This window comes from Patulibacter sp. (assembly GCF_030655195.1).
Classification (GTDB): domain Bacteria; phylum Actinomycetota; class Thermoleophilia; order Solirubrobacterales; family Solirubrobacteraceae; genus Patulibacter.
This window is the reverse complement of sequence record NZ_JAURWA010000009.1, coordinates 44,799-68,886: the sequence shown is the minus strand read 5'-3', so window position 1 is coordinate 68,886 and position 24,088 is coordinate 44,799. Positions and strand designations below refer to the sequence as shown.

Annotated in this window: 25 protein-coding genes and 1 pseudogene; 15 read left to right on the top strand and 11 right to left on the bottom strand. The window is 74.1% G+C overall.

Features of this window, described 5'->3' with window-relative positions; translation table 11 throughout:
* Positions 1-191, bottom strand: a pseudogene (locus Q7T67_RS01130) (hypothetical protein); the annotation flags it as partial.
* Positions 192-400: 209 nt separating this feature from the next.
* Here Q7T67_RS01130 and Q7T67_RS01125 point away from each other — a divergent pair.
* The 7 genes from Q7T67_RS01125 (at position 401) to Q7T67_RS01095 (ending at position 6,056) form a co-directional block, all read left to right on the top strand.
* Positions 401-1,249 (top strand): phosphate ABC transporter substrate-binding protein, encoded by an 849-nt coding sequence (locus Q7T67_RS01125; protein WP_304785484.1) that lies wholly within the window; start codon positions 401-403, stop codon positions 1,247-1,249.
* Between the two features lie 51 nt (positions 1,250-1,300).
* Positions 1,301-2,281 (top strand): phosphate ABC transporter permease subunit PstC, encoded by a 981-nt coding sequence (gene pstC, locus Q7T67_RS01120; protein WP_304785483.1) that lies wholly within the window; start codon positions 1,301-1,303, stop codon positions 2,279-2,281.
* Positions 2,278-3,261: a PstA family ABC transporter permease gene (locus tag Q7T67_RS01115; protein ID WP_304785482.1), complete on the top strand. Its 984-nt coding sequence runs from the start codon at positions 2,278-2,280 to the stop codon at positions 3,259-3,261. The genes pstC and Q7T67_RS01115 overlap by 4 nt, the downstream gene beginning before the upstream one ends.
* A gap of 134 nt (positions 3,262-3,395) precedes the next feature.
* Positions 3,396-4,145: a phosphate ABC transporter ATP-binding protein gene (locus Q7T67_RS01110; RefSeq protein ID WP_370695337.1), complete on the top strand. Its 750-nt coding sequence runs from the start codon at positions 3,396-3,398 to the stop codon at positions 4,143-4,145.
* On the top strand, positions 4,142-4,894 hold the full coding sequence (locus tag Q7T67_RS01105) for a hypothetical protein (protein WP_304785480.1): 753 nt from the start codon (positions 4,142-4,144) through the stop codon (positions 4,892-4,894). Before Q7T67_RS01110 ends, Q7T67_RS01105 begins: the two co-directional genes overlap by 4 nt.
* A complete protein-coding gene (locus Q7T67_RS01100; protein WP_304785479.1) occupies positions 4,891-5,526 on the top strand; it encodes a hypothetical protein in 636 nt (211 codons plus the stop codon). The genes Q7T67_RS01105 and Q7T67_RS01100 overlap by 4 nt, the downstream gene beginning before the upstream one ends.
* Positions 5,526-6,056, top strand: a complete 531-nt coding sequence (locus Q7T67_RS01095) for a hypothetical protein (protein WP_304785478.1) — start codon at positions 5,526-5,528, stop codon at positions 6,054-6,056. The genes Q7T67_RS01100 and Q7T67_RS01095 overlap by 1 nt, the downstream gene beginning before the upstream one ends.
* Positions 6,057-6,149: 93 nt before the next feature.
* Here the strand turns inward: Q7T67_RS01095 and Q7T67_RS01090 are convergent, their stop codons facing one another.
* Both Q7T67_RS01090 and Q7T67_RS01085 read right to left on the bottom strand, forming a co-directional pair.
* Positions 6,150-6,848 (bottom strand): SDR family NAD(P)-dependent oxidoreductase, encoded by a 699-nt coding sequence (locus Q7T67_RS01090; protein ID WP_304785477.1) that lies wholly within the window; start codon positions 6,846-6,848, stop codon positions 6,150-6,152.
* A 138-nt stretch (positions 6,849-6,986) separates the two neighbouring features.
* Positions 6,987-7,427, bottom strand: coding sequence for a VOC family protein (locus tag Q7T67_RS01085; RefSeq protein ID WP_304785476.1), 441 nt, complete (start codon positions 7,425-7,427; stop codon positions 6,987-6,989).
* 197 nt (positions 7,428-7,624) lie between these two features.
* Here Q7T67_RS01085 and Q7T67_RS01080 point away from each other — a divergent pair, with 197 nt between their 5' ends.
* From Q7T67_RS01080 to Q7T67_RS01050, 7 genes are all read left to right on the top strand, one after another.
* On the top strand, positions 7,625-8,635 hold the full coding sequence (locus Q7T67_RS01080) for a YihY/virulence factor BrkB family protein (RefSeq protein WP_304785475.1): 1,011 nt from the start codon (positions 7,625-7,627) through the stop codon (positions 8,633-8,635).
* A 431-nt stretch (positions 8,636-9,066) separates the two neighbouring features.
* Positions 9,067-9,507 carry a Na-translocating system protein MpsC family protein gene (locus Q7T67_RS01075; RefSeq protein ID WP_304785474.1) on the top strand — a complete coding sequence of 147 codons (441 nt, stop codon included), beginning with the start codon at positions 9,067-9,069 and terminating at the stop codon, positions 9,505-9,507.
* Between the two features lie 114 nt (positions 9,508-9,621).
* Positions 9,622-10,854 carry a PucR family transcriptional regulator gene (locus tag Q7T67_RS01070; RefSeq protein ID WP_304785473.1) on the top strand — a complete coding sequence of 411 codons (1,233 nt, stop codon included), beginning with the start codon at positions 9,622-9,624 and terminating at the stop codon, positions 10,852-10,854.
* Positions 10,855-10,912: 58 nt separating this feature from the next.
* Positions 10,913-12,604, top strand: a complete 1,692-nt coding sequence (locus tag Q7T67_RS01065) for an NAD(P)/FAD-dependent oxidoreductase (protein WP_304785472.1) — start codon at positions 10,913-10,915, stop codon at positions 12,602-12,604.
* A gap of 28 nt (positions 12,605-12,632) precedes the next feature.
* Positions 12,633-13,970, top strand: a complete 1,338-nt coding sequence (locus Q7T67_RS01060) for an NAD-dependent malic enzyme (protein WP_304785471.1) — start codon at positions 12,633-12,635, stop codon at positions 13,968-13,970.
* A gap of 128 nt (positions 13,971-14,098) precedes the next feature.
* A complete protein-coding gene (locus Q7T67_RS01055; RefSeq protein ID WP_304785470.1) occupies positions 14,099-15,997 on the top strand; it encodes a hypothetical protein in 1,899 nt (632 codons plus the stop codon).
* 43 nt (positions 15,998-16,040) lie between these two features.
* Positions 16,041-16,538 (top strand): RES family NAD+ phosphorylase, encoded by a 498-nt coding sequence (locus Q7T67_RS01050; RefSeq protein ID WP_304785486.1) that lies wholly within the window; start codon positions 16,041-16,043, stop codon positions 16,536-16,538.
* A gap of 120 nt (positions 16,539-16,658) precedes the next feature.
* Here Q7T67_RS01050 and Q7T67_RS01045 read toward each other — a convergent pair whose 3' ends face one another.
* The 7 genes from Q7T67_RS01045 to Q7T67_RS01015 form a co-directional block, all read right to left on the bottom strand.
* Positions 16,659-17,204 carry a hypothetical protein gene (locus Q7T67_RS01045; protein ID WP_304785469.1) on the bottom strand — a complete coding sequence of 182 codons (546 nt, stop codon included), beginning with the start codon at positions 17,202-17,204 and terminating at the stop codon, positions 16,659-16,661.
* Positions 17,201-18,445 (bottom strand): hypothetical protein, encoded by a 1,245-nt coding sequence (locus Q7T67_RS01040; protein WP_304785468.1) that lies wholly within the window; start codon positions 18,443-18,445, stop codon positions 17,201-17,203. Before Q7T67_RS01040 ends, Q7T67_RS01045 begins: the two co-directional genes overlap by 4 nt.
* Positions 18,442-19,089: an iron transporter gene (locus tag Q7T67_RS01035; protein ID WP_304785467.1), complete on the bottom strand. Its 648-nt coding sequence runs from the start codon at positions 19,087-19,089 to the stop codon at positions 18,442-18,444. The genes Q7T67_RS01040 and Q7T67_RS01035 overlap by 4 nt, the downstream gene beginning before the upstream one ends.
* A 61-nt stretch (positions 19,090-19,150) precedes the next feature.
* Complete coding sequence (locus tag Q7T67_RS01030; protein ID WP_304785466.1) at positions 19,151-20,623, bottom strand: PepSY domain-containing protein; 1,473 nt, start codon at positions 20,621-20,623, stop codon at positions 19,151-19,153.
* Between the two features lie 335 nt (positions 20,624-20,958).
* Positions 20,959-21,279, bottom strand: a complete 321-nt coding sequence (locus Q7T67_RS01025) for a hypothetical protein (protein ID WP_304785465.1) — start codon at positions 21,277-21,279, stop codon at positions 20,959-20,961.
* A gap of 38 nt (positions 21,280-21,317) precedes the next feature.
* A complete protein-coding gene (locus tag Q7T67_RS01020; protein ID WP_304785464.1) occupies positions 21,318-21,821 on the bottom strand; it encodes a VanZ family protein in 504 nt (167 codons plus the stop codon).
* A 27-nt stretch (positions 21,822-21,848) separates the two neighbouring features.
* Positions 21,849-22,385, bottom strand: a complete 537-nt coding sequence (locus Q7T67_RS01015; RefSeq protein ID WP_304785463.1) for a TetR/AcrR family transcriptional regulator — start codon at positions 22,383-22,385, stop codon at positions 21,849-21,851.
* A gap of 103 nt (positions 22,386-22,488) precedes the next feature.
* Between Q7T67_RS01015 and Q7T67_RS01010 the strand changes: the two genes are divergently transcribed.
* Complete coding sequence (locus Q7T67_RS01010) at positions 22,489-23,403, top strand: alpha/beta hydrolase (protein ID WP_304785462.1); 915 nt, start codon at positions 22,489-22,491, stop codon at positions 23,401-23,403.
* 35 nt (positions 23,404-23,438) lie between these two features.
* On the opposite strand, the gene Q7T67_RS01005 is transcribed toward Q7T67_RS01010, so the two are convergent.
* Positions 23,439-24,041 carry a TetR/AcrR family transcriptional regulator gene (locus tag Q7T67_RS01005; RefSeq protein ID WP_304785461.1) on the bottom strand — a complete coding sequence of 201 codons (603 nt, stop codon included), beginning with the start codon at positions 24,039-24,041 and terminating at the stop codon, positions 23,439-23,441.
* Positions 24,042-24,088: the final 47 nt, after the last annotated feature.

Below are 24,088 nucleotides of genomic sequence, written 5' to 3'. Positions count from 1 at the left end.
GGCGGGGCGGCGGCCGGCGCCGGTCCCGCGCGCTCGCGGAGCACCTCGAGCGGCTCGAGCCGGCGGCGGCCGACGAGCGCGCCGCACTCCAGGCAGTACCGCTGGTGCGTCGACGTCGGGGCGCCGCAGGATCGGCAGGGGCCGGCGGGCTCGTCGCGCTCGACGTCGTCGGCTGGGCGGTCGTCTGCCATCTCATCCGACAGCCTGCCGACTCGTCAACACTCCGGTGTGAACGACCTGCGACGACTCGACGGACGTCGTTGTTCACGTCAACTCCACCAGATGTTCACAGCGCCGGGTCGGGCAGGTCCCATGATCCCGGCTCGTGCGCCCCGCCTCCGTGGCCGGGGCAGCCGTTCCTCCCGTCGCCCCGAACCTCTCTCCCTGGAGACCCCGCACCATGCGCCTTCCCGTCCCCGTCGCCCGCGTGGCGACCGCTTCAGCCCTCGCCGCTGCCCTGGCCGTCCCGGCCGTCGGTGCCGTCGGCGCCGCGCCGGCCGCCGCCGCCTCGAAGAAGACCACGATCACGCTCAGCGGCTCGACCTCGATCTTCCCGCTCGCCAGCGCGCTGACGAAGAAGTACTCGTCGCTGAACTCCAAGGTCAGCTTCCGCGTCGCCCAGGGCGGCTCGGACAAGGGCATCACCGACGCCTCGAAGGGCCGCGTCTCCATCGGCAACGCCTCGCGCGACCCGCGCTCGGACGACCCGAAGGGCCTGAACTTCTACAAGATCGCCAAGGACGCGGTCTGCCTGATCACGAACCCGTCGAACAAGCTGGCCAACGGGCTCACGCAGAAGCAGGTCCAGGACATCTTCTCCGGCAAGATCCGCTCCTGGTCCGAGATCCCCGGCGCGCAGCAGACCGGCACGATCTCCCTGCAGGCGCGCAACGAGGCCTCGGGTACGCTCGACGCCTTCGAGAACCTGTTCATGGGCGGCGACTCGCTCTCCTCGACCGCCGCGCGCCTCGGCTCCAACGGCCTGATCCAGGCCGCCGTCAAGCGCGACCCGGCCGCCATCGGCTTCGTCTCCATCGAGTTCCTCGGCGGCGTCCAGGCCGCCTCCTACCAGGGCGTCGCCTGCACGACGGGCAACGCGAAGTCCGGCGCCTACAAGGGCACCCGCTCCTTCTGGATGGTCACGAAGGGCGCCCCGAAGGGCGAGACCGCGCGCTTCATCAACTGGATCCGCACGAGCTCCGCGGCGCGCAAGATCGTCGTCGCCCAGAAGGCCGTGCCGCTCAAGTAACCCTCCGGACGCGACCCGCACCGACCCCACCGCCGAACAGGAACCACCCGCGTGCTGCGTCGCCTCCGGCGACCGCTGACCGACCGTCGCGCCGAGCAGCTGCTCGGCGGGACGGCGGTCGCGGTCGTGCTGGTCATCGTCGCGATGATCGTCTTCATCGCGATATCGGCCTGGCCCTCGTTCCAGCACAACGGCCTGAAGTGGTTCGGCTCCGGCGGGGACGTCGACGCCGAGCTGGGGGAGATGGTCAACGCCGGCGCGGACCCGTCCGACGAGGCCTACCGCCTGCGCGCCTGGCCGCTGGTCTACGCGACGGCGCTGACGACGATCCTCGCCGTCGGCATCGGCGTGGTCGTCTCGGTCCTCGCCTCGATCTTCATCGTCGAGCTCGCCCCGCCGCGCGTGCGCTCGATCGTCGTCCCCGTCGTGCGCCTCCTCGCCGCGGTCCCGTCCGTGGTCTACGGGCTGATCGGGATCCTCGTGCTCGTCCCGTTCGTCAACGACCACCTGATCTCGGAGGGCCAGCGCGAGTCGGTGGCCTACGTGATCCCGCTGACGGGCCCCGGGCTCCTCGTCTCCGTCGTCCTGCTGACGCTGATGATCACGCCGATCATGATCGCGCTGATCGTCGACGCGATGAGCGCCGTCCCGCGCGGCTGGCGCGAGGGCGCGCTCGCCCTCGGCGTGACGCAGTGGCGGGCGACCATGTCGGTGTCGGTCAAGGCGATCCGGCCGGCCATCGTCGCCGCCGCCGTCCTCGCCTCCGCCCGCGCCCTGGGCGAGGCGATCATGCTCTCGATGGTCTCGGGCTCGAAGGGCTTCGCGCCCCAGCCGTGGGACGGGCTGATCTTCCTCTTCGAGCCGCTGCGCCCGCTGGCGGCCACGATCGCCGAGCAGTCCGAGGGCATCTCCGCCCCCGCGCTGAAGGCCAGCGTCTACGCCATGGCCCTCGTGCTGCTGGTCTCGTCGCTCTTCCTCTCCGTCGGCGGCTCGATCATCAAGCGCCGCTTCCGCGTCGGGACGGCCCGATGAGCGTCCCGGGCACGACGGGTCCCGGCGCCACCCCGCCCGGCCGGCGTCAACGCCTGCTCGGCGAGCTGCGCCTGTGGCGCCCACTGGACCTCGCCGGGGTCGCCGCCGCCTGGCTCGTCGGCCTGCTGCTCGTCCTCGTCGCCGGCACGCTGCTGCTCTACATGGGCTACAAGGGCCTGCAGTACGTCAACCTCGACCTGCTGGTGTCCCGCCCGCAGCCGGGGTCCGACCAGTCGCAGACCGGCGGGATCCTCGACCCGATCGTCGGCACGCTGCTGATCATCGTGATCGCCACGGCGATCGCGCTGCCCCTCGCGGTCGGTGCGGCGCTGTGGATCGTCGAGTACGGCCGGCCCCGCTGGCTGGCCCGGGTCGTCGAGTCGGGCATCGAGGTCATCGCCGGCGCCCCGTCGATCGCGATCGCCATCTTCGGCCTGGCGATCTTCCAGCTGCCGCTGTTCGGCTGGGCGTCGTTCGCCGCGGACGGGGGCGGGGTCTTCGGACGCAGCTTCATCGCCGCGGGGACCGTCATGTCGCTGATCGCGCTGCCGTCGATCTTCGCCACCACCCGCGAGGCGCTGCAGTCCGTGCCACGTCACGTGCGCGAGGCGAGCTACGGGCTGGGCAAGACGCGCTGGGCGACGATCCGCCGCGTCCTGCTCCCGACGGTCCGCCCCGACATCGCCACCGGCACGGCGCTGGGGATGGGCCGCATCGCGGGCGACACGGCGATCATCGTGCTGCTGCTCGGGGCCACGCTGCAGCTGCAGGCCGGCTCGGACATCCCCGGCGTCGGCACGCTCCAGGGCACCGGCTCGACCCTGACGAGCTACGTCTACAACAACTCCCCGACCGGCGAGGGCAACGCGCCCGAGAAGGCCTACGCCGCCGCCTTCGTGCTGATGCTCCTGATCATCGGCCTCAACCTGCTGGTCGCCTTCATCGGCCGCCGGCGCGCCGGAAACGACCTCCCGAGATGACCATGGCCGAGTTCCCGCCGCCCGTCCGCCGCATCAGCGCGGACGGGGTGCCCAACGTCGTCGACCCGTCCAGCCGCGACGCGATCCCGGAGCCGATCGCCCGCGCCCTCGCGCCGTCCTACGGCCCCGAGCGCCTGCGCATCGACGGCGTCTCGATCCACTACGCCGGGGCGGCCAAGCCGGCCGTCAACGCGGTCACGCTGCCGGTCCGCCAGGGCGAGGTGCTCGCGCTGATCGGCCCGTCGGGCTGCGGCAAGACGACGCTCCTGCGGTCGCTGAACCGCCTCGTCGAGCTGACGCCGGGCGCGACCCGCGACGGCCGGATCCTGCTGGACGGCGAGGACGTCGACCACCTCGAGATCACCCGGCTGCGACGCCGCGTCTCGATGATCTTCCAGCAGCCCAACCCGTTCCCGATGTCGATCTTCGACAACGTCGCCTACGCGATCCGCGAGCAGGCGATGCGCCGTCCGGGGAAGGCCGTCCTCGCCCCCCGGGTCGAGAGCGCCCTGCGCCGCGCCGGGCTCTGGGACGAGGTCGCCGACGACCTGAACCGCCCCGCCCTGCGGCTCTCCGGCGGCCAGCAGCAGCGCCTCTGCATCGCCCGCGCGCTCGCCGTCGAGCCGCACGTCCTGCTGATGGACGAGCCGTGCTCCGCGCTGGACCCGATCTCGACCGGGGTGATCGAGGAGCTGATCCACGAGCTCCGCGAGACGCTCGCGATCGTCATCGTCACGCACAACCTCGCGCAGGCCCGCCGGGTCGGCGACCACGTGGCGTTCATGTACCTCGGCGACCTCGTCGAGTACGCGCCGACGGAGGAGCTGTTCACCAACCCGCGCGCGGACCGCACGCGCGACTACGTGCAGGGCGCGTTCGGGTGAGCCACGGGCGCCACACGGCCCTCGCCGTCGCGGCGGCCGGCGCGCTGGCCCTGGTCGGCTGCGCGACCACGCAGGACGAGAGCGCCGCCCTGCAGGCGAAGGCGGCGTCCGTCGACGCGCCCGGGCGGGTCAAGATCGGCCGTCCGAGCGCCGAGGTGCGGGTGCGCTCGCGCCAGGAGCTGCGCGGGAAGGCGACCACCGCGGTCGTCGTCGAGCTCGAGAACACGGGCCCGCGGGCGCTCGTGCGGGTTCCCATCGCGCTCCGGCTGACGGTCGGCGGGAAGCAGCAGTACGCCAACGACCTCGACGGCGGGGACGAGCTGCTGCTGCGCGTCCCGGTCCTGCCGCCGCGCTCGCGGGTGAGCTGGGTCAACGCCAACGTGCCCGTCGCCGACGAGGGCGCGAAGCTCGACGTCGTCCTCGGTGCCCCGGTCCGTCGCTCTCAGCGTCCCGCCGCGCAGCTGCGCGTCACGGGCCTGAGGCGCAGCGCCGAGGACTCCGGCGAGGACGGCGTCGCGGTCGTCGGCGTCGTCCACAACGACCTGCGCCGCGAGCAGACCGAGGTCCCGGTCTACGTGACCGTCCGCGACGGCGGGCGCATCGTCGCCGCCGGGTCGTCGCGCATCCCCGTGATCGCCGCCCGGAAGTCCCAACCCTTCGAGGCCGTGGTCGTCGGTGACGGCCGCCGCGGCCGCCTGGTCGCCCAGGCCCTCCCCACCAAGCTGCCCAAGACCCAGAGGTCCCGATGAGCACCAGTCCGTTCCTGCCCGCCGACGATCCGCGCGCCGGTGCGTGCGGCCAGTGCGGCGCGCCGATGGCCACCGACCAGCGCTACTGCCTGTCCTGCGGCGCGCGGCGCACGCACGCGCGCCTGCCCTTCCAGGACGCCATGGCCCCGGTGGGGCCGGTCGTCCAGGTGCCCGGCCCGGCGCCCGCGCTGTGGTCGACGCCGGCGACCTCCGGGCCCGGCACGACGACGCTCCTCGCCGCCCTGGCGTGCGTCCTCCTCGCGTTCGGCGTCGGCGTGCTGGCCGGCGGCGACGGCGACGGCGGATCGCAGCAGCCGATCGTCCTCGGGGGCGCCCCGGCCGCCTCCGCCGTCGCGCCGACCACGACGGAGGCCGCCGCGACGTCGACGACCGACACGACGGCGTCCGAGGACGACGCGTCGTCCTCCGACGCGACGACGAAGATCGACAAGAAGAACCTCGACGCCACCGAGAAGCAGGAGGCCGCCGAGATCGAGAAGACGCCGTCGAAGACGCCGCCGGCCAAGGCGATCAGCGACCAGACGAAGAAGGACCTGGCCAGCAAGGACCCGGACAAGGCGCGCGAGGCCTCGCAGTCCCTGCCCGACGTCGTCTCGACGGGCGGCGGCTGATGGCCTCCCGCATGCCCTGGCGGCGGCCCGAGGCACCGGTGCCCGCCCCGGGGATCTCGCCCCAGCGGGCGGCGCTGGAGGACGAGCGTCGCCGGCTCTCCGACCTGGTGGCCGAGAGCACCTGGGACCTCGGCGGCCTGGTCTACGAGATGGCCGTCCGCGACCACTTCCGGGTCGACGTCCTCGTCGAGCGGGCGGCCGTCCTGCAGCGCCTCGACGCGCGGCTGAGCGAGATCGAGCGCCTCGCCGACGACCACGCGGGGATCGCGGGCGCCTGCCGCTTCTGCGGCGCGCCGCACGGGCGGTCCGCCGAGTTCTGCTGGAGCTGCGGCGAGCGGATCCTCGCCCGTACGCCGACCACCATCGACGGCGTCGCGCGCGACGAGCGGGCCCGGGCGACGACGATCGCCCCCGCGCCGCAGCCGGGGCAGGGCGCGCGACGCGCGCCGGACGCCCCGACCCGTGAGTTCCGCGTCGTCCCGGACGAGTGGGAGGACGAGGCGCCGGGCGCCCCGTCGACCGAGAGCTGACGGGCGGCAGGCGCCGCCCCGTCACCGGGGGCACGCCGCCGGCGCCCCCCCCGGCACCATCGAGGGTTCGCGCGGGCGCCCCGGGGCGGGGTGCTACCAGCCGACGGTGCCGTGCCGGTCGAAGAAGGTGCCCGTCGGGCCGTCGGCCGCGACGGTCGCGGCCGTCACGATCGCGTCGGTGCCCTCCTCCACCGTCTGCGGGCCACTGTTGCCGTTGAGGTCCGTGGCGGTGTAGCCGGGGTCGACGCAGTTGACGCGCAGGCCGGGCAGCGCCGCGGCCCACTGCGCGGTGAGCATGTTCAGCGCCGCCTTCGACGAGCAGTAGGCAGGCGCCTGGAACGAGCTCTCGATGCGGTCGGGGTCGGACGTCGCGACGTGCGACCCCAGACCGCTGGAGACGTTGACGACGACGCCATGCTGCGCCGCGGTGAGCAGCGGCAGGAAGGCCTGGAACGCGCGGACGGCCCCGAAGACGTTCACCGCGTAGACCTCCTCGACCTCGGCCGTGGTGATCTCCGCGACGGGGGTCTGGCCGCCCGCGATGCCGGCGTTGTTGACGAGCACGTCGAGCGTGCCGCCGGTCGCCGCGCCGACCTCCTGCGCCGCCGCGTCGACGCTCGCCTGATCGGTGACGTCGAGGACGACGTGCCGGGCGCCGAGCGCCTCGGCGGCCTCGCGACCGCGCTCGGGGTCGCGGGCGCCGATCCAGACGTCGTGGCCGGCGTCGACCAGGCGCCTGGCGGCCTCCCGGCCGAGGCCCTTGTTCGCGCCGGTGATGAGGATGGTGGACATGCGGGGCATGCTCCTCCTCGCCCACCGCGGGCACCATGGGCCGGGCGGTCCCACCCTCGGGCGCGTCGGGACGGCGGTGAGCGAGACGGTCGCGTCGGACCGGCCGCGACCCGCGTCGGCCGCGGGGCGGCCCCGGCGTCAGGCGGCGGCCCCGTCGTCCCCCGGCTGCTCGGGGTTCACCCACATGATCTGCCAGCCGTGGCCGTCCAGGTCGAAGAAGCTGCGCGTGTACATGAAGCCGAAGTCCTCGGCCCCGTCGGCCTCGGTGGCCCCCTCGGCGAGCGCGGTGGCGGAGACCGCGTCGACCTCGTCGCGGGACGCGACGGTGAACGTGTAGAGCGCCAGGGCGTGGGTGGCCGGGTCGCCGGCCGGCAGCTTCGAGTACGTCGCGAAGCTCTCGCGGCTGGAGAGCATCACCGACGCCTGATCGCCGAACACGAGCATCGCGTGGTTCCCCTCGTCGGTGGCCCGCGGGTCGAGTCCGAAGCCGAGCTTCAGGAAGAACGCCTTGCTGCGCTCGACGTCGGCGACGGGCATGTTGACGATGAGCGAGCGGGAGGGGTGCGCGGGAGCGTCCATGGGGACTCCGTCCTGGGTCGGGGTGATGGCATCCGTCTCTCAGACGCCGGCGGGGGGCGGAACTCATCCCGGGGGCGGGAAGTCGGCGTACCGGCGGACGACGCGATCGCCGGTCCCGACGTTCCTGGTGCGTCCAGGCTGGGCAGCCGGTCCGGGCAGCGCAGCTGGACCACCCGCGAACTTTCAGGAGGTGCCGCATGGCACTGGAGCACGAGGACGAACGACAGACCGTCGAGGCCAAGCGGGACGGCCGCGGCGCACCGAAGGGCCGCGCACCAGACTCGCCCACGGAGCTCGAGTACACGAAGATGGCGACGGTCAAGCGCGCCTTCAAGGAGTTCCAGGCCGACGAGATCACCGACCGCGCCGCTGCGCTGACGTACTACAGCGTCCTCGCGGTGTTCCCGGCGATCATCGCCCTGGTCTCGATCGTCGGGCTGCTCGGCGACTCCGCGGTGCAGGAGCTGCAGAGCAACGTCTCGAGCCTCGCGCCCGGCCCGGCCAAGGAGATCGTCGGCTCGACCATCGACAACGTCGCGAGCAAGCCGGGAGCGGCCGGGGTCGCGTTCGTCGTCGGCATCCTGCTCGCCCTGAACTCCGCGTCGGGCTACGTCGCGGCGTTCACCCGCGCCTCGAACTCGATCTACGAGGTCGTCGAGGGCCGACCGGTCTGGAAGCTCAAGCCGCAGCAGATCGGGATCGTCCTCGTCCTGATCCTCACGCTCGTCCTGATCATCGGGGCCGTGGTCGTGTCGGGCCCGATCGCCGAGGAGGTCGGCAAGGTCTTCGGGGTCGGCGACAGCGCGATCCTGATCTGGGACATCGCCAAGATCCCGTTCGTCCTGCTCGCCGTCTCGTTCATGTTCGCGTTCCTCTACAAGACCGCCCCGAACGTGAAGCAGCCGGGCTTCAAGTTCTTCAGCCCCGGCGGCGTGCTCGCCCTGCTGCTGTGGATCGTGGCCACCGCGCTGTTCGTGCTCTACCTCGGCACGTTCGCGTCCTACAGCAAGACGTACGGCCCGCTGGGCGGCGTCATCGCGTTCCTCGTCTGGATCTGGATCACGAACCTCGTGATCCTCTTCGGCGCCGAGTTCAACGCCGAGCTGCAGCGCAGCCAGCAGATCGAGGCCGGCCAGGACGCGCCGCTCGACGAGCCGTTCCTGGAGCCGCGGGACATCTCGAAGCTCGAGAAGAAGGAGGACGGGTAGGCCGCGATCCGCGGCGGTGGGACCCCGGTGGGCTGGGCAGAGGCAGCGCATGGACGCGCCCCAGCCCCTCCCGGATCTCGGCGCCCGGGACGCCGCGATCGCGATCAACTCGTACACGACGGTGCTCTCACGACGGCGGGTCTGCGCGAAGGCCGGGTCGCGGAGCTGATCTCGGACCGCGCCGCCGCCAACCAGGTCGGCGACGACGTGCGCCACCTCATTCACCGGGGTGAGCCGAAGGGGCGGTAGCGGCGATCGCGTCGGTGTCGGCCCGATGCTCGGACCCGACCCCTCCGGACCTGCGACGATGGCCGGGCACGAATCGAGGGGGCGCGCGTCATCGCGAATCCCGTCGGGGCGTAGCCGAGCCGGAGCCGCTGTTCTCCTTCCGCTGGTTCGGACATTGCCGGAGAGCTTCCAAAGGATCTTCCGTGCCCGAGTCCCAGCCGGTCGTCCACCAGACGATCGCTCCCCAGCAGGACACCGCCGATCCGTCGCAGTCGCAGCAGGTCGCCGACCACTCGATCCGCATGCGGGTCAACGAGGCCGTGATCGCGATCCTCCGGTCGCACACCGGACGGGGAGCGACCCGCGCGCGGTCGATGATCGACAGTCGCTCCGTCGTCGTCATCCTCGAGGACTGCCTCACGAAGGGCGAGGGCGTGCTGCTCGAGCACGACATGGGCCAGTCGGTCCTGGACCTGCGCCACTCCTTCCAGGAGGCCATGCGGGACGACATGATCCCGGCGGTCGAGGAGATCGTCGGACGCGACGTGACGACGTTCCTCAGCGCGAACTCCGTGGACCCCGACGTGATGGTCGAGATCTTCATGCTGGGCGACCCGTCGAGCGACACCGCGGGCGGGGCGTAGCGCCGCCTCGGCCCGACGGGCGGGCCCGTCCCGCGCCCGGGCCTCCGTCGTCGGGGCCCGGCGCCGTGCGATCCGCGGGCGGGATGGCCGGCGGCGGTGTGGGAGAGTCGCGACGTGGACCGCCAGGCATCAGGGACGGCCGACGCGGCGCCGGTCGCGCGCGACCGGCGCGGCGACGACGACGCGTTGCGCGTCGCGGTGTCCATCGCCCAAGAGCGGATCGATGCGATCGTCGACCGGGTCAGCGCGGGCATCCTGGAGCAGCACCCGGACCTGATCGACCTGCGGGATCCGGACGCGGTGGCCGCCGTCCGCGACGCCACCGGCGCGAACGTCGGCGCGGTCCTGTCGACGCTGGCCTTCGGCGTCTCTCCGGCGCGGATGGACGTCCCCGACGGTGCTCTCGCACTGCTGGACCACGTCGCGGTGGAGCCCTCGGCGCTGCCCGCGATGCTGCGGGCCTACCGGCTCGGCGGGGCCGGCTTCGAGCAGCAGTGGATCACGCACCTCGCGGGCTGCGTCCGCGACGTCGCGACGTTCGACCGGCTGGTCCGGCGCTCGCTGGACCACGTCGCCGCGTACGTCGATCGCCTCTCCGAGGTGATCGCGGACCGGTGGGAGGACGTGACGCTGGCCGCGGCGCTCGCCGGCCGCCGGCGGGACGCCGCCCTCCGGGCCCTCGCGGCCGGTGAGCCGGTCGACCCGTCGGTGCTCGACCACCCGACGGACGGCCCGCAGATCGTCGTCGCGAGGCGCCCTGCGCCGTCGACCGGCCCGGCCGTGGGCGTCGTCGACGTCGGCGGGGTCGTCCCACGCGCCGACGTCGAGCTGGCGGACGGAACGTCGCTCTCCTGGCTGGCGACCGCGGAACCCGAGCCGCTCCAGCGCGCGGTGCACGAGGCCCTCCGCGGCAGGACGGGATGGGTCGTGACCGCGGTCGTGCCAGGTGGGGTCGGCGCCATGTCCGCGGTGGCACCGGACGTGCGCGCGAGCCTCGCGGCGCTCGTGCGCCTGCACCCGGGCGGTGCGGTCGCGGCGCACGCGGACGTCGCGATGCTCGGCGTCCTGCTGGAGGACCGGACCCGCGCCGAGCGCCTGGTGCACGCGGTGCTGGGTCCGCTCGCCGAGCCGACGCAGCGCAACCTCGACCTGTGCGACACCCTGGCGGCCTACTTCGCGGCCGGGGAGCGCAAGGCCGGGACCGCGGCGGTCCTCGGCATCCACGAGAAGACGGTCGCGCACCGCCTGCGCCGCGCCGAGGAGCTCCTCGGGACGCCGCTGGGCCCGCGCCGTGCCGCCCTGGAGACGGCGCTCGTGCTGCACCGCGTCGTTGTCCGGTCCGGATAACGGACCTGGTCGGTCTCCCACTGGCGCCCGGTCCGGTCGGGGGCAGAGACTCGATCGCATGGACTGGGACGCCATCGTCATCGGATCGGGCCTCGGCGGGATGTCGACGGCCGCGTGCCTCGCGGCGGCCGGGAAGCGGGTGATCGTCGTCGAGCAGCACGAGATGCTCGGCGGCTGCAGCCAGGTGTTCCGTCGCAGGAACCGCTTCGAGTTCGACGTCGGCGTGCACTACGTGGGCGGTGTCGCCCGGGGCTCCGACGGCATCATCGCCACCGTGCTGCGGGGTCTCGGGGTCGAGGACCGCGTGGCGTGGTCGCGGATGGACGACGCGGGGATGGACACCGTCTCGTTCCCCGACCACCGGTTCCGCGTCCCGACGTCCTGGGACGGCTGGGCGCACGAGCTCGGGGCGGCGTTCCCGGAGGACGCCGCCGGGTTGCGGCGCTGCGTCCAGGAGCTGCGCACGATCGGCGAGGGCGCGGACCGGATCCGCGACGTGCCCCACTCCGTGGGCGTCGTCCTGCCGCTGCTGCGGCGCCCCCGAGAGCTGGCGCGCATCGTGCGCGGTCTCGAGGAGCCGATCGACCGGCTCTTCGGCCGCTGCGGCCTGGGTCCGCAGGCCCGGGCTGCGGTCCTGGCGCTCGTCCACCTCCACAACACCCCGCCGGACCGGACGCCCGCGCTGCTGGTCGCCGCGCTGCTGCGCCACTACTTCGCCGACGGTGCGTGGTTCCCGACGCTCGGCGGCCAGGTGCTGGCCGCGAACCTCTGCGAGGTGATCCAGTCCCACGGCGGCACCGTCCGCACCAAGGCGCGGGTGGCGTCCATCGACGTCGTCGCCGGCCGCGTCACCGGGATCACGCTCGACGACGGCGAGCGCCTGACCGCCGACGTCGTCGTCAGCAACGCCGACGCCCACCGCACCTTCCAGCGGATGATCGCCCCGGAGCACCTGCGCCCGCGCACGTTGCGGCGGATCCACCGGTTCCGCCGGCCCCACTCGATCTTCAGCCTCTACCTCGGCGCGGACGTCGACGTCGCCGCGCACCGGCCGGCGACGAACTACGTCGACCACGGCCGCTACGACCTGCAGACCACCTACGACCTGATGGACCGGGGCCGCTGGGACCCCGACGGGTGGCTCGCGATCAGCTCGCCGACGCTGAAGACCGGCGGCCGGCGCCACGTCGGCGAGCCCGGCGAGTCGTCGATCGAGGCCTTCGCGGCCGTCCCGGGCGACCACGCGTTCTGGACCGGCACCGGAGATCCCCTGCAGGGTCGCGACTACGAGGACGACCCGCTGTACCGCGAGCGCAAGGCCGAGATCGAGGAGACGATCCTCGAACGGGTGCTCACGACGATGCCCGAGCTGCGCGGGCACGTCGTCTGGCAGGAGTCCGCGACCCCGCTGACCCACGAGCGCTACACCCTCAGCCGCATGCCCTACGGCCCGGAGAACGCGAAGGACCAGATCGGCCCGTTCCGTCGCCTCGCCACGACGACCGAGATCCGCGGACTCCACCTCGCCGGGGCGTCGACGGTCTACCTCTACGGCGTCGCGTTCACCCTCCGTGGCGGCGTCGGCACCGCGAGCACGATCCTCGGACGCGACCTGATGGGCGAGTTCCGCGGAGGCGCCGTCCTGACGGATCCCGCCGCGCTGCCCGACCACGGTCCGGACTGGGACCCGTTCTTCGTCTGTCGCCGCCACGCCGTCAAGAAGCCGCGACGCGCCCGCGCGGCCGCCTGATGGGCCGACGGGGGAGGATCATGCCCCCATGGCCCTCGACTGCACCTACCGCCTCCACATCCCGCACCGCGTCGGCCAGCTCGCCAAGCTGACCGCCCGCATCGCGGAGCACGACGGGATCATCGGCGACATCGTGACCGTGTCGGTCGCCCGTCACGAGGCGCTGCGCGAGATCACGGTCGAGGTGCGCGACAAGGCGCACGCCGACGAGCTCGCCCGCGCGCTCGAGGAGCTGCCCGACGTCTCGGTGAGCTGGCACCACGACCGGGCGTTCATCGCCCACGACGGCGGCAAGCTCCGCACCTCGGGCGCACCGGTGACGACGGTCCAGCAGGTCCGCGACGTCTACACGCCCGGCGTGGCCCGCGTCTCGCAGGCCATCGCGGACCACCCGGAGCTCGCCGACCGCTTCACGATGATCGGCCGCTCCGTGGCGATCGTGACCAACGGCAGCCGCGTCCTGGGGCTCGGGGACATCGGGCCGGTCGCGGCGATGCCGGTGATGGAGGGCAAGGCGCTCTTCTACAGCCAGTTCGTCGGCCTGACGGCGGTGCCGATCCTGATCGACAGCCACGACGCCGACGAGATCGTCGAGACGGTGCTGCGGATCTCGCCCGGGTTCGGGGCGATCCACCTCGAGGACATCTCCGCGCCGACGTGCTTCGAGGTCGAGCGGCGCCTCGACGAGGCGCTGGACAAGCCCGTCATGCACGACGACGTCCACGGCACCGCCGTCGCGACGTTCGCGGCCGCCCTGGCGGCCTGTCGTCACGTGGGGCTGCGGCTGGACAAGGCGGTCGTCGGGCAGATCGGTCTCGGCGCGGCCGGCTCGGGGATCGCGAACCTCATCCACGACGCGGGCGTCGACCGGCTCGTCGCGACGGACCCCAACCCCGCCGCCCGCGAGCGCGCCGCCCGGAGCGGCCTCGAGATCGTCGACGGGGTGGAGGCCGTCATGGCGCAGGCCGACGTCGTGATCGCCACGAGCGGGCAGCCGGGCCTGATCCGCCCGGAGTGGGTCCGGCCGGGCACCGTCGTGCTCGCCCTGACCAACCCCGCGCCGGAGATCGAGCCCGAGGCGGCCCTGGCCGCGGGCGCCGCGTTCGCCGCCGACGGCACCAGCGTCAACAACGTCCTCGGGTACCCCGGGATCTTCAAGGGGGCGCTGGAGGCCGGCGCCACGCGCATCAACGTCGAGATGAAGCGCGCCGCGGCCTGGGCGCTCGCGGGCCTGACGGTCGAGTCCGAGCTGGTCCCGGACGTCCTGGACCCGGCGGTCCACGCCGCGGTCGCCGCGGCCGTCCGCAAGGCGGCCGTCGAGAGCGGCGTCGCCGCCCTGCCGAAGGACGCGGCCGAGACCTGGTGACGGGGTGAGCGGTGGCCGTCGACGGTCGCCGCGAATCACCCGGGTGAACGCCGCCCGTGGGCCTGTCCGGCAGCCCACGCCGGGCGTAGGGTCGCGCCACCCCGATCCCTCGTCCAGGACGTCCCCCCGTGCAGCACTTCCGCAGCCGGCGCCCGAGCGCCCGGCTCCTCGTTCCAGCGGCGGTCCTCGCCACCGCCCTCGTCGCCCCGGCCGTCGCCTCGGCCGAGATCACCACGACGACGGTCACCTCGCCCGCTCCCGGCACCGTGCTGCAGGGCACGGTCTTCGTCAACGTCGGCGGCGCCGGCACGACGGCGCGCACCACCACGGTGACCGGCACCGCGCCGGGGGCCGCGGACGGCGAGACCGTCGACCTCGTCTGCGACGTCCGCTTCTACGGGCGCTCCCAGGTCGTCGAGGTCTCTCAGGGGCCGGTGCCCGTGGCGGACGGTCGGTTCTCCTCGTCCACCGTCGTGGTGCCCCAGCTGCCGTGCACCCTGCGCGCGATCCCCACGGACGAGGGCGTCGGCAACGACGACGCGCTCACCCCGGCGCAGCAGGCCGCCTTCACGGGTCCGCCGATCCTCGCCGGGCAGTACACCGCCTACCGCTTCCAGCCGGGCGGCGACACGCCGAACGTGTTCACCCAGACGAGCCAGGGCCAGGCCGGCGGGGTCGCGCAGTACAACAGCGCGAGCCTCCCGTTCTCGCTCGGTGGAGGCGGTGCCGGGAGCGGCGGCGGGCTGGCGGTCTCCTACACCGCGGAGGACACGAACCTGCGCGGCGTGTTCTACGGCTCGGCGTCGCTCTCGCGCTTCGGCGCCCCCGCCGCGCGGTCCCGGGCTCGCACGAGCGCCCGGGACGTCCCGGACGCCGTCGACCTCGCCGACGCCGGGATGGTCGTCGACGGGCGCGCCGCCCTCCCGCTCTTCCAGACGGTGACCGGCGAGTTCAGCAGCGTGGTCTCGCAGGCGGTCGATCCGGTCACCGGCGACCTGACGATCGTCGAGACGGCGCCCGTGGTCTTCACCGGGGACCCCGGCGCGCTCACCTCGACCGGCGTCCGCCTCCGCCGGACCATCGTGCAGGACCACGCCGGCCGGCAGACGACGTTCCGCGACACCCTCGAGTCCGCCGACGGGGACGGCCACCGCGTCGAGCTGCGCTACAGCCAGGGCGTGATGCCGTCGCAGGTCACCGGTCCGCTCGACCTCGTCCAGACCGCCCCACCGGCGTTCCGCGTGCCGTGGTCGTCCGAGGCCTACGCGACCCCGGCGGCCGGGGACGCGATCCCGGCGGCCCCCGCCGGCCCGGCGACGATCTACGCGCACGCCCCGCAGTTCGGCGCGCCCGGCGACACGGGTGCCGTCGGCGCCGGCCCCGAAGGGGCCTTCACGTTCGACGCCGCGCCCAGCGACGGGCGCTTCCTGTCCCCGTCGAGCTTCGTGATCCGCTTCGTCCGCGACGTCCCGGCCGGGGGCTCCACGTCCCTGCGGCACGTGTACTCCCAGGACCCGACGCAGGAGGGCCTCGAGCGCCTCGTCGACGACGCGCTCGGTCGCACCCGGCCCGGCGCCCCGGCGACACCGGCGCCGGTCGCGCCGCTGCCGGGGAGCGCGCCACTGCCCTCGGCTCCCGCGCCGACCCCGCCGGTGTCGTTCCTCGACCCGACGGAGCGCCTCTCGCTCGCGGCGCGCGGGCTTCTGCTGAAGCCCCGCCTGGCCCGGTACGTCCGCGACGGCCGCCGCAGCAGCGTGGTCCTCTCGAGGGCCCCCGCGGGCCGCTACACCGTCGCGATCCGGCGGTACGTGAAGAACGGCCGGACTCTCGCGAGCGGCGCGACGACCCGCACCTCCACCGGCACGGTCAAGATCGCCCTCCGGCGCTCGAGGTACGGCGCGCGGTACCTCGACGGCAAGCGGCGTCGTGGCGAGACCCAGGTCAAGGTGCGCGTCGAGGTCACCTACACCGCGCCGGGCCGGCGGACGACGCGGGTGAAGAAGATCCGCGTCGTGGCGTTCCGGTAGGAGCCCACGGGTGAGGATCGCGCGCCGTGGCTAGGCTGCGGACATCGCGAAGCCTCGTGTCGATCCGGCCGCGACGGGGCTCTGCTCCGTCCACGGGACCTTCTACCGGGCGGTCGCGTCCGGTCGTGCGGATTCCGCGCTCGCCGGGTCGCGCGCGGCCGGCCGGTACTCGCCCCCGGACGTTCCGACCCTCTACCTGAGCTCGTCGACGGAGGGCGTCGCCGCGGCGATGATCGCCCACGCCGACACCCGTGCCTCCGACCTCGAGGTCCTCGCGTTCGACGTCCGCGCACGGGGGATCGCCGATCTGCGGGATGCCGGGGCGATGGCCGCGCTCGGGGTCGACGCGGAGGCCGCGGCGGCTCCCTGGCAGGACGACCTCGCCGCGGATCGGACCCCCGCCTCGTGGGACCTGCGGTTCGGGCTCGAGCGGCTGGGCGCGACCGGGCTGATCGATCCGTCTCGGAAGCGGCCCGGCCTGTGGCACCTCACGCTCTTCGCCTGGAACCGCGCCGGCGCACCGGCGGTCCGCGCGGTCTGACGTCCGGGATGCCCGGCGGGGAGGACGCAGCCCGGCGAACCCCGGGGGGCTCGCCGAACGCGGGTGCACCCGGGTCGAGGGCACCCGCACGGTGCCGGCGGCCCCGTCACGTCGCGCCCGTCACGCCGCGGCGTCGGGCCACACGTCGGCCTCGGTATCGCCGCCGCCGCGGCGGCGGCGGACGCGGATCGCGACGGCGACGAGGAGGCTCAGGAGCGCTGCGCTTCCGACGATCAGCGCGGTGGGAGCCGTGTCCTGGTCGTCGGTCGGTCGGACGGTGACCCGCCCGGTCCCCAGCGGCCCGGCGACGCGGACGTCGATGGTCTGCTGTCCGACGGTGTAGGCGTCGCGGACCGGGACGATCGCCTCGTAGCCGCCGGCGATCTCGCGGACGTCGGGGGTGACGGTCCGCTCGTCCGCGGTGACGGTGGTCCGTACGTTGGCGCCCGACACCGGGCTGCCGGAGGTGGCGTTGGCGACGTAGACGGTCACGTCGATCGCCGGGGGTCTGCCGGGTTCCGTCAGCGGCGCTCCGGCGACCTGCACGCGGTAGGGGCCGGCGGTGGTGCTCGCCAGGATGATCCCGCCGTGCGCGCCCGCGGTCGCCGGCACGAACAGCGCCGCCGCCGTGGCCAGCGCCAGGGCGAGGGTCGACCGGACGTTCATGCGTCCCATCCGGGCAGGCCGGGGCAGACGCGTCGCGGGCGTGGAGGGACGAGGTAGTTGCCCCGGGCGGTGACGGTGATCCACTCGTTGATGCCGTTGTTGACCTGGGCGCCGACGCCGGCCTGCTCGTTCGTGGCGCGCGCCGCGTTCATCGCCGCGCGGGTGACCTCGAAGTCCGCGATCGACCGTTGCAGGGCGACGAAGTGGACCTGTGCGGCGTCGCCGTCGCGGCTGTCGAAGTCGCGCCGGATGATCCGGGGTCGCCCGTTGCGGCGGACGGCGGCCATCGACTCGGCGTGGCCGACGACGCCACGCTGCTTCGCGACGGCGGCGAGGTCCCGGTCGGGGTTGGGCAGGCCGGTGGGGTGGTCCCGGACGTCCTGCGGGGCGCGGTCGGCGGCGAACATCCGGCGGACGCGTCCGGCGTCGTCGACGCCGTGGTACCAGGTGTCCAGGGTGAGGTCGATCGCGGAGACGTGCATCGTCGTGCCGCCGGCCCACGGACCGTCCTCGATGGTCACGTCGTCCTCGGTGGCCTGGTTCTTCCGCAGACCGGACTGGAAGCCCATGTAGAGCGGGGCGGACCGGGCGATCGGCCGGTCCGTCGGCAGTCCGACGGTGTCGCGCTGGTGGGCGCGCGGGAGGCCGGCTCCGACGAACCCGGTGCGCCGGGTGCGCACCCGCAGGAGCCCGGTCAGGGCGACGGGGCCGCGGGCGCCGGGGAGCGTGCCTCCGGCGAACAGCGCCCGCTCGACGCGGTCCAGGAGGGCCTCGTCGTCGGAGGCGAGGTGGACGATCGCGGCGGGGTCGTCGATCGTCGGCGCCTCGACCGGGCTGAGGGCCTTCGCAGCGGGGATCGGCGACGGCACCCCGACGCGCCGGAACCAGGAGGGTCCCCACGCGACGGTGAGGAGGACGCCCTCCGGGCCGGCCGGCACGGCGTGCTCGAGACGGCGCAGCGCCGCCTCCGCCGCGCGGGCGCGGTCCGGTGTCGGGTCTCCGGCGAGCTCGCAGAGCACGAGGCGCTGGAACCGCGGCGGCAGGACGTTGCCGTGCTCGTCGTGGTGCAGCGCGGTGTCCCAGGCGTGCTGGCGGACCTCACCGGTGGCGGGTGCGGGCAGCGCGGCGGCCGGCGGCTGCTGGTCGGTGTGACCGCCGGCGGTCGCGGCCACGGCCGCCCCGACGCCGGTGGCGCCGGCGGCGGCACCGCCGAGCAGCAGCCGGCGTCGGGTGAGCCTCATCGCGCGGCGCCCTTCCAGGTGAACGGGATGGTCGCCTTCACGGTGGTGTTCCAGCGGCCCTCGACGTCGGCGTGCCGGCCGATCCGCGGCGGCCCGACCACGAGCTGCGCGGTGTACTTCCCGGCCTTCGGGATGGTGACGTTGTCGCCGTAGTGGATGCCCATCCCCATGCCGATCATGGGGTACTGCGGGCCCGACGCGACGACCTTGCCGGCCTGGTCGATGACCCGCAGCGTGATCGTGGCGTCCGGCAGCCGGTCGCCGGTCCGGGCGTCCGACAGCGTCAGCATCACGTGGGCGTTCTCGCCCTTGCGCGGGGCGTGCTGCACGAGGCGGTCGCCCTCGTACACGCCGAACGTCACCGGCTCGGACGCGTCCAGCTCGACCTTGCGGTCGCCGGCGGTCGCGCTGCCCAGCCGCTCCATCCGCATCGACGACGCGACGGCCTGCTGGTCGGCCTGGCTGGGCGCGCCGGAGCCCATCGACGACATGTCGTGGCCGCTGTGGCCGGACGTCGAGGTGGTCGCGCTGGTGCCCGACGCCGAGACGTTCGAGCTCTGGTCGTCGGAGCCGCAGCCGACCGCGCCCAGCGCGAGTGCGGAGACGGCCAGGGCGGTGCTCGTGGTGCGGGTGAGGGGGGTCATCGGGGGTCCTTGGTGTCGGGGGAGACGGGCGGGGAGGGGTGGGCGGTCCGGCGGTCGCGGCTCATGCCGGGCGCTTCCGCGCACGGGGTCGTCGCGTCGCGCCGATCACCGCGTCGAGGACGAGGAACGCCACGAGCGTGATCCCGAGCAGCGGGACGAACCAGCCGATCGCGGCGACCACGACGACGCTCGGCACGAGCACCTTCCACGGCAGGTGGCGCCACGCGCCGCGCGGGATCGGCCTGCCGGGTCGCACGCCGGTGGCGTGCTTGGGGCGGCGCTGCCACCACATCCGGTAGCCGAGCACGATCAGGGAAAGGAGCGCGATCGCCAGCGCCGCGAGGACGAGCTGGTTGGCGAGACCGAACAGCAGCCCCATGTGGGCGTCGACGCCCCAGCTCGTGAGCTTGGCGCCGATCGGCCAGTCGTCGAACCGGGAGACGTCCGTGACCGCGGTGCCGGGTGGGGTGACCGCCACGGCGTCCTGGCGCTCGGGCCAGCGACGGTGGTTCTCCTGCACCGACCAGCCGCCGCCCTCGGCGGCGGGCGGCGTGATCACCATGGGGTCGACGAGACCCGCGGTCCGGGCCGTCCGGACGGTGTCGTCGATGGCGGAGACGCGCTGCAGCTCCTGGTCGCCGCCCGGCCCGCCGGTCGCGGCGGCCCCGTGTCCCGCATGGCCGGCGTGCTCGTCGGAGGCCCCCGTCCCCGTGTCGACGGTCGGGGTCGTCCACGAGAGCGTCGACCGCAGCTCGGAGACGTTCTCGCCCGCGTACTTCGACCACGTCAGGCCCGTGGCCGAGAGCCCGAGCAACCCGATCGCGGCGACGACCCCGATCGTGCGGTGCCAGCGCATCGTCCGCAGACGGGCGAGGACCCGGGGCGGCGCGCCCGCGGCGGGGGAACGCCGGCGTCGCTCGTCGCGGCGGCGGCGCCAGGTGAGGTAGAGGCCGCCGAGGACGACGACCCACAGCCAGCTCGCGGCCGTCTCGCTGTAGAGCCGGCCGACGTCGCCGAGGTGGAGGTTGCGGTGGAGGTCGTCGAACCACACCCGCACCGGCAGCCACTGCCCGAGGGTCTCGACGTTGCCCTGGATCCGGCCGGTGTAGGGGTCGACGAAGACGGTGCGCTGGTAGCCCTCGCGGACGCCGGGCACCGCGAGGTTGACGCGCGTGGTGCGGTCGGCCCGATCGGACGGCGCGACGGACGAGATGGTGCCCTGGGGGTAGGCCGCGCGGGCGGCGCGGACCTGATCGATCAGGGGGATCCGCTGCGCGCCGGCCGGGGCGCTGACGTGCAGCTCCTTGCGGTGGACGAGCGGTTCGACCTGGGGCATCGTCGTGTAGAGCAGCCCGGTGATGCAGGCGACCACCAGGAGCGGGGCGACGAGGATGCCCGCGTAGAAGTGCAGGCGCAGGACGAGCGGTCGCGCGGAGGATCGGCGCGGGCTCGCACCGGGCGTGGGCGCCGGCGGTGCTGCTGGGGTCGGGAGGGTGAGCGGAGCGGGAGGTGGGGGTGAGGTGTCGGTGGTCATGTCCGGCGGAAGGGATGGCTGGGCCCGGTCTCGCGCAGCCCCGTCGGGGACGGGCCGCCGTTCTCGGCGGGCCTCGTCGGCTCCGGGGCGCGACGGACCGATGGCGCGACCGCGCGGCGCAGGGGCGGCGTCGGTCGGGGGCCGTGTTCGCGGGCCCGCCCGTCCGCCCGCTGAGGGGCGGCGTGGGGGAGGGACCGTGAGCGGCGGTCGGGTCGTGCTGCGGGCGCGGGTGCGCCCTGCCGCCGGTGAGGCCGCCGGAGGCACGGACCCCCGTTCTCGGGGGCCCGGTCGCTACGACGGGTGGGCTGCCCGGTCCACCAGGACCGAGAGCGCGCTCAGCGGCAGACGGCGGCCGCCGGTGGCGGACGCATCGCCAGCGCGAACGCGAGCGCGGCGCCGGCCGGACGAGCCACGTCCGGCAGTGCGGGGGGCGCGACCCGGACGGGCGCCCGGGTGCGGCGGGCGCGGGACCGGCGGGCCCTGGCACGGGCGATCGCCTCCTCGCCGGGGAACACGCCGACGACGAGGATCAGCAGCAGCAGGAACGCCGGCCCGAGCAGCAGCGCCACCTGGGGCGCCTCGAGCACGGCCAGCGCCAGCGCCGCGAGGACCGCCAGCGCCGAGAGGACCCGCGAGATGTGGAGACCTGGCCGCACCGGAGGCCAACGGTAGCGGACCCCTCCGGAGGCCGAGGTCACTGTCCGGGCGCGGAGGTCGTCCGCCGCCGCGGGGCGATCCGCAGGGCGACCGCGCCGAGGGCGACGCCGATCACGACCCCGAGCCCGTTGGACGTCAGGTCGGTCAGCGCGCAGGAGCGGCCGATCGACGGCACGAGCGACTGGAACGCCTCGATCGCGATCGAGAGCAGCACGAGGCCGACGAGGGCGTGGAGCGGCCGGCGGAACGCGAGGACGGCGAGGAACGCCGGGACGACGAAGAGCACGAGGTTGCCGAACAGCTCGACCCGGTCCGGTGTGGGCAGCACGAGCGTGAGCTCGCACCGCCCGACCTCCCCGGGGCCGCGCGGCGTGGGGAGCAGGGTGAGGACGAGGACCGCGACGGTCGACGCGGCCGCGAGCACCGCCAGCGTCCGTCGACGGTCGGCCACCACGGCGCCGACCGGCGGCCCGAGCACGACCAGGACGGCGAGCACCGCGGGCATCAGCCACCGGTGCTCCAGCAGGACGTCCGTCAGCACGCGGGGATGGTGACCGACCCGGGGCGCTCAGGCCCAGCGGGAGGCGAGCTGCTCGCAGATCGCGCGCTGGTCGGGCTCGGGCATCCGGTGGGTCAGGAGCCCCTCGACCGCGAACACCGCGATCCGCACCTCCGCGTCGATCGCGCCCGGGGGGACCGTCTGCTCGATCGAGGTCCGCAGGAGTCCCTCGGTCGTCGCGTGGAACGTGTCGTGCCACGTGTTCAGCGCCTCGGATCGGCCGATCCGCGCGTGCACCGTGGTGACCAGGCGCTCCAGCTGCTGCAGCTGCCGGACCGTCCACAGCATCTGCTCGGCGATCGGCCGGTCCGCGACGCCGGCGTACTCCGCGAGCGCGTCGGCCATGACGGCGTCGAGGACGGCGATCAGCAGGTCGTCCTTGTCGCCGAAGTACCAGTAGATCGTGTTCGGGGCCACTCCCGCGGCCCTCGCGAGCGCGGCCATCGAGGTCGCGTCGTAGCCGTCCCCGATGAACAACCGACGCGCGGCGTCGACGAGCTCGCGGCGCTTCTCGTCCCGGTCCTGGCGCGGCTTGGTCGGCGGCATCGAGCCGGGACGCTAGCACTCTTGTACGTCGATCAAGAGTCCGCTACCGTTCCGCTCCCGCCGTCTTGAACGGCGTTCTACAGCAGCGAGGAGCGAGGCCCCGATGAGCACCACAACCACCGGCACGTACACCCGGGAGGACACGACGTTCGACTCGCACGGCACGTCGTGCGCCGCCTGGCTCTACCGGCCCGACCGCGGCGAGGCCCCGCCGATCATCGTCATGGCCCACGGCTTCGGCGCGGTCCGGGGGATGCGCCTGGACGCCTACGCCGAGCGCTTCGCACAGGCCGGCTTCGCGGTCCTGGTCTTCGACTACCGCGGCTTCGGCGACAGCGACGGCCGACCCCGCCAGGTCCTGAGCGTCCCGATGCAGCACGAGGACTGGCGCGCCGCCGTGGCCCACGCCCGCACCCTCCCGGACGTCGACACCTCGCGCGTGGTGGCGTGGGGGACGTCGTTCGCCGGCGGGCACGTCCTGCACCTCGCCGCCGAGGACCACGACCTCGCGGCCGTCATCGCGCAGGTCCCGCACGTCAGCGGGCCCGCGGCGGTGCGCTCCGTCCCGGTCCGGGTCTCGGCCCGCCTGATCCTCGCGGGGCTCCGCGACGCGATCGGCGCGGCCCTGGGTCGCTCGCCGCACCGCGTCCCGGCCGTCGGCAAGCCGGGCGAGATCGCGATGATGACCGCCCCGGACGCCTGGCCGCTCGTGCAGCGCCTCGTCGCCGCCGACCTCCCCCGCTTCGAGCGGGAGAACGTCGTCGCGGCACGCATCGCGCTGGTGATGGCGACCTACTCGCCGGGCCGCCACGCGGACCGGATCACCGCCCCGACGCTGGTGCAGATCGCGCTGAAGGACATCGTGACCCCGGTGAAGGTCGCGAAGAAGGCGGCCGCACGGATCCCTCGCGCGCAGGTCAAGACTTACGACTGCTCGCACTTCGAGCCGTACCTGGACCCATACTTCGAGAGCGTCGTCGGCGACCAGATCGACTTCCTCAACCGCACCCTCGGATGAGCCGGGGCGGGGCGCCGTCCGGGGCGCCGACGGCCTCAGGTCGAGCCGGGGCCCCGGGGCTCTGACAGCGCGGTCAGCGTGGCGGCGGCGACCGCCCGGAGTGCGGCGGGCGGGCGACCGATCCGGCCGAGCGCCTCGATGCCGCGCAGCGTCGCGAGGAGCACCGCTGCGACGTCGCCGGCGGTCATGTCGCTCCGCAGGTCGCCGGCGGCCTGTGCTCCCCGCACGCAGTCCTCGAGCAGCCGTTCGTACGTCGCGTAGAAGGCCGTCGCGACGGGCGCGACGTCCGGATCGTCGGTCCCCAGCTCGGCTCCGACCTTCGCCAGGAGGCACCCGCGCAGTGACTGCCGGGCGTCGGCGGTCTTGCGGTGGACGTGGTCCTCGAGGCGGCTCCGCGCACCCTCGTCGTCGCCCGTGAGCTCGCGCTCGAGCACCGCGACCTCCTCCTCGCAGTACTGCGCGAAGGACCGCAGGAACAGCCGGTGCTTGTCGCCGAAGGCGCCGTAGAGGCTGCTGCGGCTCAGGCCGGTCGCCGCCGTCAGGTCCTCGACCGACGTCGGGGCGAACCCGTGGTCGTGGAAGACCTCCCGGGCGCGGCCGATCACGAGGTCTTCGTCGAACGTCCGCGGGCGGGCCATCGAACGAGTGTAGGCGAGTTCCGGACCGTTCGTTCCGCTATGCTCCT

Coding starts and splice junctions, on each gene's coding strand:
- Q7T67_RS01125 (WP_304785484.1), top strand. CDS start 401: ATGCGCCTTCCCGTCCCCGTCGCCCGCGTGGCGACCGCTTCAGCCCTC.
- Q7T67_RS01115 (WP_304785482.1), top strand. CDS start 2,278: ATGAGCGTCCCGGGCACGACGGGTCCCGGCGCCACCCCGCCCGGCCGG.
- Q7T67_RS01100 (WP_304785479.1), top strand. CDS start 4,891: ATGAGCACCAGTCCGTTCCTGCCCGCCGACGATCCGCGCGCCGGTGCG.
- Q7T67_RS01095 (WP_304785478.1), top strand. CDS start 5,526: ATGGCCTCCCGCATGCCCTGGCGGCGGCCCGAGGCACCGGTGCCCGCC.
- Q7T67_RS01090 (WP_304785477.1), bottom strand. CDS start 6,848: ATGTCCACCATCCTCATCACCGGCGCGAACAAGGGCCTCGGCCGGGAG.
- Q7T67_RS01085 (WP_304785476.1), bottom strand. CDS start 7,427: ATGGACGCTCCCGCGCACCCCTCCCGCTCGCTCATCGTCAACATGCCC.
- Q7T67_RS01080 (WP_304785475.1), top strand. CDS start 7,625: ATGGCACTGGAGCACGAGGACGAACGACAGACCGTCGAGGCCAAGCGG.
- Q7T67_RS01065 (WP_304785472.1), top strand. CDS start 10,913: ATGGACTGGGACGCCATCGTCATCGGATCGGGCCTCGGCGGGATGTCG.
- Q7T67_RS01060 (WP_304785471.1), top strand. CDS start 12,633: ATGGCCCTCGACTGCACCTACCGCCTCCACATCCCGCACCGCGTCGGC.
- Q7T67_RS01045 (WP_304785469.1), bottom strand. CDS start 17,204: ATGAACGTCCGGTCGACCCTCGCCCTGGCGCTGGCCACGGCGGCGGCG.
- Q7T67_RS01040 (WP_304785468.1), bottom strand. CDS start 18,445: ATGAGGCTCACCCGACGCCGGCTGCTGCTCGGCGGTGCCGCCGCCGGC.
- Q7T67_RS01035 (WP_304785467.1), bottom strand. CDS start 19,089: ATGACCCCCCTCACCCGCACCACGAGCACCGCCCTGGCCGTCTCCGCA.
- Q7T67_RS01030 (WP_304785466.1), bottom strand. CDS start 20,623: ATGACCACCGACACCTCACCCCCACCTCCCGCTCCGCTCACCCTCCCG.
- Q7T67_RS01015 (WP_304785463.1), bottom strand. CDS start 22,385: ATGCCGCCGACCAAGCCGCGCCAGGACCGGGACGAGAAGCGCCGCGAG.
- Q7T67_RS01010 (WP_304785462.1), top strand. CDS start 22,489: ATGAGCACCACAACCACCGGCACGTACACCCGGGAGGACACGACGTTC.
- Q7T67_RS01005 (WP_304785461.1), bottom strand. CDS start 24,041: ATGGCCCGCCCGCGGACGTTCGACGAAGACCTCGTGATCGGCCGCGCC.